General features: G+C 66.1%; 11 protein-coding genes. All 11 read left to right on the forward strand.

Translation table 11 applies throughout. The annotated features are described in order from the left end of the window. Positions 1–6 precede the first annotated feature (6 nt). The 11 genes from nuoC (at position 7) to nuoN (ending at position 13769) form a co-directional block, all read left to right on the forward strand. Positions 7–1788 (forward strand): NADH-quinone oxidoreductase subunit C/D, encoded by a 1782-nt coding sequence (gene nuoC / locus LJF27_RS22240; protein WP_003090458.1) that lies wholly within the window; start codon positions 7–9, stop codon positions 1786–1788. Position 1789: 1 nt separating this feature from the next. Continuing rightward, positions 1790–2290, forward strand: a complete 501-nt coding sequence (nuoE, locus tag LJF27_RS22245; RefSeq protein ID WP_003090460.1) for an NADH-quinone oxidoreductase subunit NuoE — start codon at positions 1790–1792, stop codon at positions 2288–2290. Next, entirely contained in the window at positions 2287–3633 is a 1347-nt protein-coding gene (gene nuoF / locus LJF27_RS22250) for an NADH-quinone oxidoreductase subunit NuoF (protein ID WP_003097674.1), read from the forward strand. The genes nuoE and nuoF overlap by 4 nt, the downstream gene beginning before the upstream one ends. A gap of 131 nt (positions 3634–3764) precedes the next feature. Beyond that, positions 3765–6482 (forward strand): NADH-quinone oxidoreductase subunit NuoG, encoded by a 2718-nt coding sequence (gene nuoG, locus LJF27_RS22255; protein WP_023116913.1) that lies wholly within the window; start codon positions 3765–3767, stop codon positions 6480–6482. After that, a complete protein-coding gene (gene nuoH, locus LJF27_RS22260; RefSeq protein ID WP_003090465.1) occupies positions 6479–7474 on the forward strand; it encodes an NADH-quinone oxidoreductase subunit NuoH in 996 nt (331 codons plus the stop codon). Before nuoG ends, nuoH begins: the two co-directional genes overlap by 4 nt. An 11-nt stretch (positions 7475–7485) precedes the next feature. Then, positions 7486–8034 (forward strand): NADH-quinone oxidoreductase subunit NuoI, encoded by a 549-nt coding sequence (gene nuoI, locus LJF27_RS22265; RefSeq protein WP_003090467.1) that lies wholly within the window; start codon positions 7486–7488, stop codon positions 8032–8034. Positions 8035–8045: 11 nt separating this feature from the next. Continuing rightward, the gene (nuoJ, locus tag LJF27_RS22270) at positions 8046–8546 is read left to right on the forward strand and encodes an NADH-quinone oxidoreductase subunit J (protein ID WP_003090473.1); all 501 of its coding nucleotides are present in this window, start codon (positions 8046–8048) and stop codon (positions 8544–8546) included. 45 nt (positions 8547–8591) lie between these two features. Then, positions 8592–8900: an NADH-quinone oxidoreductase subunit NuoK gene (nuoK, locus tag LJF27_RS22275; protein WP_003090475.1), complete on the forward strand. Its 309-nt coding sequence runs from the start codon at positions 8592–8594 to the stop codon at positions 8898–8900. Continuing rightward, positions 8897–10744: an NADH-quinone oxidoreductase subunit L gene (gene nuoL / locus LJF27_RS22280; RefSeq protein ID WP_023116914.1), complete on the forward strand. Its 1848-nt coding sequence runs from the start codon at positions 8897–8899 to the stop codon at positions 10742–10744. Before nuoK ends, nuoL begins: the two co-directional genes overlap by 4 nt. 27 nt (positions 10745–10771) lie before the next feature. Next, complete coding sequence (nuoM, locus tag LJF27_RS22285) at positions 10772–12301, forward strand: NADH-quinone oxidoreductase subunit M (protein WP_003097684.1); 1530 nt, start codon at positions 10772–10774, stop codon at positions 12299–12301. 7 nt (positions 12302–12308) lie between these two features. After that, on the forward strand, positions 12309–13769 hold the full coding sequence (gene nuoN, locus LJF27_RS22290) for an NADH-quinone oxidoreductase subunit NuoN (RefSeq protein ID WP_003090482.1): 1461 nt from the start codon (positions 12309–12311) through the stop codon (positions 13767–13769). Positions 13770–13799: the final 30 nt, after the last annotated feature.

Consider the following 13799-nt stretch of genomic DNA (forward strand, 5'->3'; position numbering starts at 1 on the left):
GAGACCATGACTGCAGACTCCGCTCTGTACATCCCGCCTTACAAGGCAGACGACCAGGATATCGTCGTCGAACTGAATTCCCGCTTTGGCGCCGAGACCTTCACCGTCCAGCCCACCCGTACCGGCATGCCGGTGCTCTGGGTCCCGCGCGAAAGACTGATCGAAGTCCTGACCTTCCTCCGTCAGGTACCCAAGCCCTACGTGATGCTCTACGACCTGCACGGCGTCGACGAGCGGCTGCGCACCCATCGCCGCGGCCTGCCGAGCGCCGACTTCAGCGTGTTCTACCACCTGATGTCGCTGGAGCGTAATAGTGACGTGATGATCAAGGTCGCCTTGTCCGAGCGCGACCTCAACCTGCCCACCGCCACCCGTATCTGGCCCAACGCCAACTGGTACGAGCGCGAAGTGTGGGACATGTACGGCATCACCTTCACCGGCCACCCGCACCTGACCCGCATGCTGATGCCGCCGACCTGGCAGGGCCATCCGCTGCGCAAGGACTACCCGGCGCGCGCCACCGAGTTCGATCCCTACTCCCTGTCCGCCGCCAAGCAGGACCTGGAGCAGGAGGCCCTGCGCTTCAAGCCGGAAGACTGGGGCATGAAGCGCCACGGCGAGAACGAGGACTACATGTTCCTCAACCTCGGCCCGAACCACCCGTCCGCCCACGGCGCGTTCCGCATCATCCTGCAACTGGACGGCGAGGAGATCATCGACTGCGTCCCGGAGATCGGCTACCACCACCGCGGCGCCGAGAAGATGGCCGAGCGCCAGTCCTGGCACAGTTTCATTCCCTACACCGACCGCATCGACTACCTCGGCGGGGTGATGAACAACCTGCCCTACGTACTCTCGGTGGAGAAGCTCGCCGGGATCAAGGTGCCGCAGCGGGTCGACGTGATCCGGATCATGATGGCGGAGTTCTTCCGTATCCTGAACCACCTGCTGTACCTGGGCACCTATATCCAGGACGTCGGCGCCATGACCCCGGTGTTCTTCACCTTCACCGACCGCCAGCGCGCCTACAAGGTGGTCGAGGCCATCACCGGCTTCCGCCTGCACCCGGCCTGGTACCGCATCGGCGGCGTCGCCCACGACCTGCCGCGCGGCTGGGACAAGCTGGTCCGCGAGTTCCTCGACTGGATGCCCAAGCGCCTCGACGAGTACGAGACCGCGGCCCTGAAGAACAGCATCCTGCGCGGCCGGACCATCGGCGTCGCCCAGTACAACACCAAGGAAGCCCTCGAGTGGGGCACCACCGGCGCCGGCCTGCGCGCCACCGGTTGCGACTTCGACCTGCGCAAGGCCCGCCCCTACTCCGGCTACGAGAACTTCGAGTTCGAGGTACCGCTGGCCCACAACGGCGACGCCTACGACCGCTGCATGGTCAAGATGGGCGAGATGCGCCAGAGCCTGCGGATCATCGAACAGTGCCTGAAGAACATGCCGGAAGGCCCTTACAAGGCCGACCATCCGCTGACCACGCCGCCGCCGAAAGAACGCACGCTGCAACACATCGAAACCCTGATCACCCACTTCCTGCAGGTTTCCTGGGGCCCGGTCATGCCGGCCAACGAAGCCTTCCAGATGATCGAGGCGACCAAGGGTATCAACAGCTACTACCTGACCAGCGACGGCAGCACCATGAGCTACCGCACGCGTATCCGGACGCCCAGCTTCGCGCACCTGCAACAGATCCCCTCGGTGATCAACGGCAGCATGATCGCGGACCTGATCGCCTACCTGGGTAGCATCGATTTCGTTATGGCTGACGTGGACCGCTGACATGAGCCAGAGCAACCTGATTCAGACCGACCGTTTCGTCCTCAGCGAAACCGAGCGCTCGTCCATCGAGCATGAAATGCATCACTACGAGGACCCGCGCGCGGCGTCCATCGAAGCCCTGAAGATCGTCCAGAAACAGCGCGGCTGGGTGCCGGACGGCGCCATCCCGGCGATCGGCGAGGTGCTGGGGATCCCGGCCAGCGACGTCGAAGGCGTCGCCACCTTCTATAGTCAGATATTCCGCCAGCCGGTGGGCCGCCACATCATCCGCGTCTGCGACAGCATGGTCTGCTACATCGGCGGCCACGAGTCGGTGGTCGGCGAGATCCAGAAGCAACTCGGCATCGGTCTCGGCCAGACTACCGCCGACGGACGCTTCACCCTGCTCCCGGTCTGCTGCCTGGGCAACTGCGACAAGGCCCCGGCGCTGATGATCGACGACGACACCCATGGCGACGTGCGTCCCGACGGTGTCGCCAAACTGCTGGAGGCCTACGTATGACCCTTACCTCCATTGGTCCGGCCAACCGCATGGCGCGTTCGGCGGAAACCCATCCGCTGACCTGGCGCCTGCGCGAAGACGCCCAGCCCGTCTGGCTCGAGGAATACCAGAGCAAGGACGGCTATGCCGCGGCGCGCAAGGCGCTGACCCAGATGGCCCAGGACGACATCGTCCAGACCGTCAAGGACTCCGGCCTCAAGGGCCGCGGCGGCGCGGGCTTCCCCACCGGCGTGAAGTGGGGCCTGATGCCGAAGGACGAGTCGCTGAACATCCGCTACCTGCTGTGCAACGCGGACGAGATGGAGCCGAACACCTGGAAGGACCGCATGCTCATGGAGCAGCTGCCGCACCTGCTGGTGGAAGGCATGCTGATTTCCGCGCGCGCGCTGAAGGCCTACCGCGGCTACATCTTCCTGCGCGGCGAATACGTCGACGCGGCGCGCAACCTCAACCGCGCCATCGACGAAGCCAAGGCCGCCGGCCTGCTCGGCAAGAACATCCTCGGCAGCGGCTTCGATTTCGAGCTGTTCGTCCACACCGGTGCCGGCCGCTACATCTGCGGCGAAGAGACCGCGCTGATCAACTCGCTGGAAGGCCGCCGCGCCAACCCGCGTTCCAAACCGCCCTTCCCTGCCGCCGTCGGCGTCTGGGGCAAGCCGACCTGCGTGAACAACGTGGAGACGCTGTGCAACGTGCCGGCCATCGTCGGCAACGGCGTGGACTGGTACAAGACCCTGGCCCGCCCCGGCAGCGAAGACATGGGCACCAAGCTGATGGGCTTCTCCGGCAAGGTGAAGAACCCCGGCCTGTGGGAACTGCCGTTCGGCGTCAGCGCCCGCGAGCTGTTCGAGGACTACGCCGGCGGCATGCGCGACGGCTTCCAGCTCAAGGCCTGGCAGCCCGGCGGCGCCGGTACCGGCTTCCTGCTCCCGGAGCACCTGGATGCGCAGATGTTCGCCGGCGGCATCGCCAAGGTCGGCACCCGGATGGGCACCGGCCTGGCCATGGCGGTGGACGACAGCATCAACATGGTTTCCCTGCTGCGCAACATGGAAGAGTTCTTCGCCCGCGAGTCCTGCGGCTGGTGCACCCCCTGCCGCGATGGCCTGCCGTGGAGCGTGAAGCTGCTGCGCGCCCTGGAGCGGGGCGAAGGCCAGCCCGGCGACCTCGAGACCCTCGAGCAGCTGGTCAACTTCCTCGGCCCAGGCAAGACCTTCTGCGCCCACGCGCCGGGAGCCGTCGAGCCGCTGGGCAGCGCCCTCAAGTATTTCCGTGCCGAATTCGAGGCGGGCATCTCCCGCCAGCCTTCGGCCGCGCCGCGCCCGGCAACGGTCGGCGCCTGATGCTTTGCAGCCGGACGGCCAGCCGTCCGGCGATGTTTCGTCGTCGTGCCGCGGCCCGGCCGCAGGCCCGACGGAACCGTGAGTTTCTATTAGCCACGCCCGCTGACAACGGGCCAACGAAGACTTGAACCATGGCCACTATCCACGTAGACGGCAAGACGCTCGAAGTCGATGGTGCAGACAACCTCCTGCAGGCCTGTCTGTCCCTCGGTCTCGACATTCCCTACTTCTGCTGGCACCCGGCGCTCGGTAGCGTCGGCGCCTGCCGCCAGTGCGCGGTGAAGCAGTACACCGACGAGAACGACAAGCGTGGTCGCCTCGTCATGTCCTGCATGACCCCCGCCACCGACAACACCTGGATCTCCATCGAAGACGAAGAGGCCAAGCAGTTCCGCGCCAGCGTCGTCGAATGGCTGATGACCAACCACCCGCACGACTGCCCGGTGTGCGAGGAAGGCGGTCACTGCCACCTGCAGGACATGACGGTGATGACCGGCCACAACGAGCGCCGGTACCGCTTCACCAAGCGCACCCACCAGAACCAGGAACTCGGCCCGTTCATCGCCCATGAGATGAACCGCTGCATCGCCTGCTACCGCTGCGTGCGCTACTACAAGGACTACGCCGGCGGCACCGACCTCGGCGTCTACGGCGCCCACGACAACGTCTACTTCGGACGGGTCGAGGACGGCGTGCTGGAAAGCGAGTTCTCCGGCAACCTCACCGAGGTCTGCCCCACCGGCGTGTTCACCGACAAGACCCACTCCGAGCGCTACAACCGCAAGTGGGACATGCAGTTCGCCCCGAGCATCTGCCACGGCTGCTCCAGCGGCTGCAACATCAGCCCCGGCGAGCGCTACGGCGAGATCCGCCGCATCGAGAACCGCTACAACGGCTCGGTCAACCACTACTTCCTCTGCGACCGCGGTCGCTTCGGCTACGGCTACGTCAACCGCGAAGACCGTCCGCGCCAGCCGCTGCTGGTGCTGAGCAAGCAGAAGCTGAGCCTGGACGGCGCCCTCGACCAGGCCGCCGCCCTGCTGAAGGAGCGCAAGGTGGTCGGCATCGGTTCGCCGCGCGCCAGCCTGGAAAGCAACTTCGCCCTGCGCGAGCTGGTTGGCGAAGGCAACTTCTACAGCGGCATCAACGAAGGCGAGCTCGACCGCCTGCGCCTGATCCTGCAGGTCATGCAGGAAGGCCCGCTGCCGGTGCCGAGCATCCGCGACATCGAGGACCACGACGCGGTCTTCGTCCTCGGCGAGGACCTGACCCAGACCGCCGCCCGCATCGCCCTGGCCCTGCGCCAGTCGGTGAAGGGCAAGGCCGTCGAGATGGCTGCCGACATGAAGGTCCAGCCGTGGCTCGACGCCGCGGTGAAGAACATCGCCCAGCATGCGCAGAACCCGCTGTTCATCGCCAGCGTCAGCGCGACCCGCCTCGACGACGTGGCCGAGGAAACCGTTCACGCCGCGCCGGACGATCTCGCTCGCCTCGGCTTCGCCGTGGCCCACGCGATCGACCCAAGCGCCCCGTCCGTGGCCGACCTCGACCCGCAGGCCCAGGCCTTCGCCCAGCGCATCGCCGATGCCCTGCTGGCGGCCAAGCGTCCGCTGCTGGTGTCCGGCAACTCGCTGGGCAACAAGGCATTGATCGAAGCCGCGGCGAACATCGCCAAAGCCCTCAAGCAGCGCGAGAAGAACGGTTCCATCAGCCTGGTGGTCGGCGAAGCCAACAGCCTCGGCCTGGCGCTCTTCGGCGGCGACTCCGTGGAAGCCGCGCTCGAGCGACTGACCTCCGGACAGGCCGACGCCGTGGTGGTGCTGGAGAACGATCTCTATCGCCGCACCGACGCCGCCCGTGTCGACGCGGCCCTGGCGGCGGCCAAGGTGGTGATCGTCGCCGATCACCAGCAGACCGCCACCACCGCCAAGGCGCACCTGGTGCTGCCGGCGGCCAGCTTCGCCGAAGGCGACGGCACCCTGGTCAGCCAGGAAGGCCGCGCCCAGCGCTTCTTCCAGGTGTTCGACCCGACCTACTACGACGCCAGGAACATGGTCCGCGAGGGCTGGCGCTGGCTGCATGCGATCCACAGCACCCTGCAAGGCAAGCGCGTCGACTGGACCCAGTTGGACCACGTCACCGAAGCCGTGGCCGAGGCCAAGCCGATCCTGGCCGGCATCCGCGACGCCGCACCGGCCGCCTCGTTCCGCATCAAGGGCCTCAAGCTGGCCCGCGAACCGCACCGCTACAGCGGGCGTACCGCCATGCGCGCCAATATCAGCGTGCACGAGCCGCGCACCCCGCAGGACATCGACTCGGCGTTCGCCTTCTCCATGGAAGGCTACTCCGGCAGCCAGGAAGACCGTCAGCAGATCCCGTTCGCCTGGTCGCCGGGCTGGAACTCGCCGCAGGCCTGGAACAAGTTCCAGGACGAGGTCGGCGGCCACCTGCGCGCCGGCGACCCCGGCGTGCGCCTGATCGAACCGAAGGGCGAAGGCCTCGACTGGTTCCAGGCCGTGCCGGTGCCGTTCAGCGCCAAGGCCGACAGCTGGAAGGTAGTGCCGCTGTACCACCTGTTCGGCAGCGAGGAAAACAGCTCGCGGGCCGCGCCGATCCAGCAGCGCATCCCGGAGACCTACGTCGCCCTGTCCAAGGAAGACGCGGACCGCCTCGGCGTCAACGACGGCGCGACCCTCGGCTTCCAGCTCAAGGGCCAGGCCCTGCGCCTGCCGCTGCGTATCGATGAACAACTCGGCGCCGGCCTGATCGGCCTGCCGGTCGGCTTCGCCGGCATCCCGGCGGCGATCGCCGGCTGCTCCGTGGAAGGTCTGCAGGAGGCTGCACAATGAGTTGGCTGACTCCCGCTCTGGTCACCATCATCCTCACCGTGGTCAAGGCCATCGTGGTGCTGCTCGCCGTGGTCATCTGCGGCGCCCTGCTAAGCTGGGTCGAGCGCCGCCTGCTCGGCCTCTGGCAGGACCGCTACGGCCCCAACCGGGTCGGTCCGTTCGGTGCGTTCCAGCTCGGCGCGGACATGGTCAAGATGTTCTTCAAGGAGGACTGGACCCCGCCGTTCGCCGACAAGATGATCTTCACCCTGGCCCCGGTGATCGCGATGGGCGCCCTGCTCGTCGCCTTCGCCATCGTGCCGATCACCCCCACCTGGGGCGTGGCGGACCTGAACATCGGCATCCTGTTCTTCTTCGCCATGGCCGGCCTGACGGTGTACGCCGTGCTGTTCGCCGGCTGGTCGAGCAACAACAAGTTCGCCCTGCTCGGCAGCCTGCGCGCCTCGGCCCAGACCATCTCCTACGAGGTGTTCCTGGCCCTGTCGCTGATGGGCATCGTCGCCCAGGTCGGCTCGTTCAACATGCGCGACATCGTCCAGTACCAGATCGACAACGTCTGGTTCATCATTCCGCAGTTCTTCGGCTTCTGCACCTTCATCATCGCCGGCGTCGCCGTGACCCACCGTCACCCGTTCGACCAGCCGGAAGCGGAGCAGGAACTGGCGGACGGCTACCACATCGAGTACGCCGGGATGAAATGGGGCATGTTCTTCGTCGGCGAGTACATCGGCATCGTACTGGTCTCGGCGCTGCTGGCGACCCTGTTCTTCGGCGGCTGGCACGGTCCGTTCCTGGACACCCTGCCCTGGCTGTCGTTCTTCTACTTCGCCGCCAAGACCGGCTTCTTCATCATGCTCTTCATCCTGATCCGCGCCTCGCTGCCGCGTCCGCGCTATGACCAGGTGATGGCGTTCAGCTGGAAGGTGTGCCTGCCGCTGACCCTGATCAACCTGCTGGTGACCGGCGCGCTCGTGCTGGCCGCGGCCCAGTAAGGAGAACCACCGTGATCAAAGAAATCATCAACGTCGTGCATGGCACCTTCACCCAGCTTCGCAGCCTGGTGATGATCTTCGGCCATGCCTTCCGCAAGCGCGACACCCTGCAATACCCCGAAGAGCCGGTCTACCTGCCGCCGCGCTATCGTGGCCGGATCGTCCTGACCCGCGACCCCGACGGCGAGGAACGCTGCGTAGCCTGCAACCTGTGCGCCGTGGCCTGTCCGGTTGGCTGCATCTCCCTGCAGAAGGCCGAGACCGAGGACGGTCGCTGGTATCCGGAGTTCTTCCGCATCAACTTCTCGCGCTGCATCTTCTGCGGCCTGTGCGAGGAAGCCTGCCCGACCACCGCGATCCAGCTCACCCCGGACTTCGAGATGGGCGAGTTCAAGCGCCAGGACCTGGTCTACGAGAAGCACGACCTGCTGATCTCCGGGCCGGGCAAGAACCCGGACTACAACTACTACCGCGTTGCGGGGATGGCGATCGCCGGCAAGCCGAAAGGCGCCGCGCAGAACGAAGCCGAACCGATCAACGTGAAAAGCCTGCTGCCATAAGGAGACGTCGCGTGGAATTCGCTTTCTATTTCGCTGCCGGCGTCGCCGTACTGGCCACGCTGCGGGTCATCACCAACAGCAACCCGGTGCATGCCCTGCTCTACCTGATCATTTCCCTGCTGGCCATCTCGATGACCTTCTTCAGCCTCGGCGCACCCTTCGCCGGTGCCCTGGAGATCATCGTCTACGCTGGCGCCATCATGGTTCTGTTCGTCTTCGTGGTGATGATGCTCAACCTCGGCCCGGCCGTGGTCGAGCAGGAGCGCAAGTGGCTCACGCCCGGCATCTGGGTCGGGCCTTCGGCCCTGGCCCTGGTCCTGCTGGTGGAACTGCTGGTGGTCCTCGCCCGCACCCCGAGCGGTGCCGGCATCGGCCATACCACGGTAGACGCCAAGGCGGTCGGCATCAGCCTCTACGGCCCGTACCTGCTGGTGGTCGAACTGGCCTCCATGCTGTTGCTCGCGGCCCTGGTCGCTGCCTATCACCTGGGTCGTCAAGACGCCAAACAATAAAGGTTCGGCGGGCGCCCTGCGCCCGCCCCAAGGGAACGTAACGCTATGAACGCAATACCACTGGAACACGGCCTGGCCCTCGCCAGCGTCCTGTTCGCCCTCGGACTGGTCGGCTTGATGGTGCGACGCAACATCCTGTTCGTACTGATGAGCCTGGAAGTGATGATGAACGCCGCCGCCCTCGCCTTCGTGGTCGCCGGCAGCCGCTGGGGCCAACCCGACGGCCAGGTGATGTTCATCCTGGTGCTGAGCCTCGCGGCCGCCGAAGCGAGCATCGGCCTGGCGATCCTGCTGCAACTGTATCGCCGCTTCCACACCCTCGATATCGACGCTGCCAGCGAGATGCGCGGATGAACCTTCTACCTCTTACCTTCCTGTTCCCCCTGGTCGGCTTCCTGCTGCTGTCGTTCTCCCGCGGCAGGTGGTCGGAAAACCTTTCGGCGCTGGTCGGCGTCGGCTCGGTCGGCCTCTCCGCCCTGAGCGCGGCCTGGGCCATCTTCAGCTTCCACAGCAGTCCGCCGGAAGGCGGCGCCTACAGCCTGGTGCTGTGGCAGTGGATGGCGGCCGGCGACTTCAGCACCAACTTCACCCTGTACCTGGACGGCCTCTCGGTAACCATGCTCGGCGTGGTTACCGGCGTCGGCTTCCTGATCCACCTGTTCGCCTCCTGGTACATGCGTGGCGAAACCGGCTATTCGCGCTTCTTCGCCTACACCAACCTGTTCATCGCCAGCATGCTGTTCCTGGTGCTGGGCGACAACCTGCTGTTCCTTTACTTCGGCTGGGAAGGCGTGGGCCTGTGCAGCTACCTGCTGATCGGCTTCTACTACAGCAATCGCAACAACGGTAACGCGGCGCTCAAGGCATTCATCGTCACCCGCGTCGGCGACGTGTTCATGGCTTTCGGCCTGTTCATCCTGTTCCAGCAGTTCGGCACCCTGAACATCCAGGAGCTGCTGGTGCTGGCGCCGCAGAAGTTCCCGGAAGGCAACCTCTGGCTGACCCTGGCGACCCTGGCCCTGCTCGGCGGCGCGGTCGGCAAGTCCGCCCAGCTGCCGCTGCAGACCTGGCTGGCCGACGCCATGGCCGGCCCGACCCCGGTCTCCGCGCTGATCCACGCCGCCACCATGGTGACCGCCGGCGTCTACCTGATCGCCCGTTGCCACGGCCTGTTCACCCTGGCCCCGGACATCCTCGAACTGGTCGGCATCGTCGGCGCGGTGACCTTGGTCCTGGCCGGCTTCGCCGCCCTGGTACAGACCGATATCAAGCGCATCCTCGCCTACTCGACCATGAGCCAGATCGGCTACATGTTCCTCGCCCTCGGCGTCGGCGCCTGGGACGCGGCGATCTTCCACCTGATGACCCACGCCTTCTTCAAGGCCCTGCTGTTCCTTGCCTCGGGCGCGGTGATCGTCGCCTGCCACCACGAGCAGAACATCTTCAAGATGGGCGGCTTGTGGAAGAAGCTGCCGCTGGCCTACGCCAGCTTCGTGGTCGGCGGTGCGGCGCTGGCCGCCCTGCCCTTCCTCACCGCGGGCTTCTACTCCAAGGACGAGATCCTCTGGGAGGCCTTCGCCAGCGGCCATCGCGAACTGCTGATCGCCGGCCTGGTGGGTGCGTTCCTGACCTCGATCTACACCTTCCGCCTGATCTTCGTCGCCTTCCACGGCGAGCCGAAGACCGAAGCCCACGCCGGCCACGGGATTTCCCACTGGTTGCCGCTCAGCGTGCTGATCGTCCTGTCGACCTTCGTCGGCGCCCTGATCACCCCGCCGCTGGCTGGCGTCCTGCCGGAAAGCGTCGGCCACGCCGGTGGCGAAGCCAAGCACAGCCTGGAACTGGCCTCGGGTGCCATCGCCATCGCCGGTATCCTGCTGGCCGCCCTGCTCTTCCTCGGCCAGCGCCGCTTCGTCAGCGCCCTGGCGAAGAGCGCCCCGGGTCGCTTCTTCGGTACCTGGTGGTACCACGCCTGGGGCTTCGACTGGCTGTACGACAAGCTGTTCGTGAAACCCTACCTGCTGCTCTGCCAATTGCTGGGGCGCGACCCCATCGACCGTACCCTGGGCATCGTTCCGTTCAGCGTGCGCGGCGGACACAACCTCCTCAGCCTCACCGAGAACGGCCGCCTGCGCTGGTACGCCGCTTCCCTGGTGGGTGGCGCCGCCATCCTGCTCGGCGCGCTGCTGCTGGCCTAACGAATTCACGGAGAGACTGAGCCTGTCATGATTCTGCCCTGGCTAATCCTGATCCCCTTCATCGGCGGTTTCCTCTGCTGGATCGCCGAACACAGCAGCAAGACCCTGCCCCGCTGGATCGCGCTGCTTTCGATGACCCTGGTCCTGATCCTGAGCCTTTGGATCTGGGCCACCGGCGACTTCCAGCTGGCGCCCGCGCCCGGCGGCGAGCCGGAATGGACCCTGCAATTCAAGGTGCTGTGGATCGAGCGTCTCGGCATCAGCATCCACCTGGCGATGGATGGCCTGTCGCTGCTGATGGTCGCCCTCACCGGCCTGCTCGGCGTGCTCTCGGTCCTCTGCTCCTGGAACGAGATCCAGCGCCGCATCGGCTTCTTCCATCTGAACCTGCTGTGGATCCTGGGCGGTGTGATCGGCGTGTTCCTCGCCATCGACCTGTTCCTGTTCTTCTTCTTCTGGGAAATGATGCTGGTGCCGATGTACTTCCTCATCGCGCTGTGGGGACACAGTTCCGATGACGGCAAGAAGACCCGCATCTACGCCGCCACCAAGTTCTTCATCTTCACCCAGGCCAGCGGCCTGGTGATGCTGGTGGCGATCCTCGGCCTGGTGTTCGTCAACTTCAATGCCACCGGCGTGATCACCTTCGACTACGCCACCCTGCTGAAGACCCAGCTGAGCCCCCACGTGGAATGGCTGCTGATGCTCGGCTTCTTCGTCGCCTTCGCGGTGAAGATGCCGGTGGTGCCGGTGCATTCCTGGCTGCCGGACGCCCACGCCCAGGCGCCCACCGCCGGCTCCGTGGACCTCGCCGGCATCCTCCTGAAGACCGCCGCCTACGGCCTGATCCGCTTCGCCCTGCCGCTGTTCCCCAACGCCTCGGCGGAATTCGCGCCGATCGCCATGTGGCTCGGCATCATCGGCATCTTCTACGGTGCCCTGCTGTCCTTCGCGCAGACCGACATCAAGCGCCTGGTCGCCTACTCCAGCGTTTCGCACATGGGCTTCGTGATGATCGGCATCTACTCCGGCAGCCAGGTAGCGCTGCAGGGCGTGGTGGTGCAGATGATCGCCCACGGCCTCTCCGCCGCGGCGCTGTTCATCCTCTGCGGCCAGCTCTACGAGCGCCTGCATACCCGCGACATGCGCAAGATGGGCGGCCTGTGGTCGCGCATGCCCTACCTGCCGGCGATCAGCCTGTTCTTCGCCTCGGCGTCGCTGGGCCTGCCCGGTACCGGCAACTTCGTCGGGGAGTTCCTGATCCTGATCGGCGCCTTCAAGGTGGTCCCGGTGATCATCGTGATCGCCACCTTCGGCCTGGTCTTCGCCTCGGTCTACTCGCTGATCATGATCCACCGCGCCTACTTCGGCCCCAGCCAGTCCGACGAGCCGATCCTCGGCCTCGATGCCCGCGAACTGAGCATGGTGCTCGGCCTGGCGGTCCTGCTGGTCCTGCTCGGGGTCTACCCGCAGCCAGTGCTGGACATCTCCGCGGCCAGCATGCACGGCGTGCAGCAATGGCTGGGCGCAGCCCTTTCCACCCTTGCAGGACGGTAGTCGCGAAATGACCTTTACGATCCAACACTTCATCGCGCTCCTGCCACTGCTGATCACCAGCGCCACCCTGGTGGTGGTGATGCTGGCGGTAGCCTGGAAACGCAATCACTCGTTCACCGCCACCCTCTCGGTGATCGGCCTCAACCTGGCCCTGCTGTCGCTGCTGCCGGTCCTCGGCGTCACCCCGATCGAGGTGACACCGCTGGTGCTGGTGGACAACTACGCCTGCTTCTACATGGCCCTGGTGCTGGTCTCCGCCCTGGCCTGCGTGACCCTCGCCCACGCCTACATGGAAAGCTATCCGGGTAACCGCGAAGAGCTGTACCTGCTCCTGCTGCTGGCCACCGCCGGCGGCCTGGTGCTGGTCAGCGCGCAGCACCTGGCCAGCCTGTTCATCGGCCTGGAGCTGCTCTCGGTCCCGGTCTACGGGATGGTCGCCTACGCCTTCTTCAACAAGCGCTCGCTGGAAGCCGGCATCAAGTACACCGTGCTCTCGGCCGCCGGCTCCGCCTTCCTGCTGTTCGGCATGGCCCTGCTCTACGCCGAGTCCGGTACCCTGGGCTTCGCCGGCCTTGGCGCCAAGGTCGCCGAGCACGTGCTGAGCGGTCCGCTGGTCAGCGTTGGCGTAGGCATGATGCTGGTCGGCCTGGGCTTCAAGCTGTCGCTGGTGCCCTTCCACCTGTGGACCCCGGATGTCTACGAAGGCGCCCCGGCGCCGGTCTCGGCGTTCCTCGCCACCGCCAGCAAGGTCGCGGTGTTCGCCGTGCTGCTGCGGCTGTTCCAGATCGCCCCTGCGGCCCTGGACAACCAACTGCTGAACATCTCCCTGAGCGTCATCGCGGTCGCCTCGATCCTCTTCGGCAACCTGCTGGCACTGACCCAGAGCAACATCAAGCGCCTGCTCGGCTACTCGTCCATCGCCCACCTGGGCTACCTGCTGGTCGCCCTGATCGCCAGCAAGGGCATGGCCGTGGAAGCGGTCGGCGTCTACCTGGCCACCTACGTACTGACCTCCCTCGGCGCGTTCGGCGTGATCACCCTGATGTCCACCCCGTACAGCGGCCGCGACGCCGATGCGCTGTTCGAGTACCGCGGCCTGTTCTGGCGCCGGCCGGTACTGACCGCGGTGATGACCGTGATGATGCTGTCGCTGGCAGGCATCCCGCTGACCGCCGGCTTCATCGGCAAGTTCTACGTGATCGCGGTCGGCGTCGAGTCGCACCTGTGGTGGCTGATCGGCGCCCTGGTGCTGGGCAGCGCCATCGGCCTGTACTACTACCTGCGGGTCATGGTCACCCTGTTCCTGGTCGAGCCCGGCATCCGCCAGCACGACGCACCGTTCAACTGGGGCCAGCGCGCCGGCGGCATCATGCTGGTGGCCATCGCCCTGCTGGCGTTCTTCCTCGGCGTCTACCCGCAGCCGCTGCTGGAAATCCTCCAGCATTCCGGCCTGGCCCTCGCCGGCTGAGTCGCCCGCTCCACGAAAACCCCGCCTCGG

It is taken from the genome of Pseudomonas sp. 203-8 (genome assembly GCF_020708595.1).
Lineage (GTDB): Bacteria > Pseudomonadota > Gammaproteobacteria > Pseudomonadales > Pseudomonadaceae > Pseudomonas > Pseudomonas aeruginosa.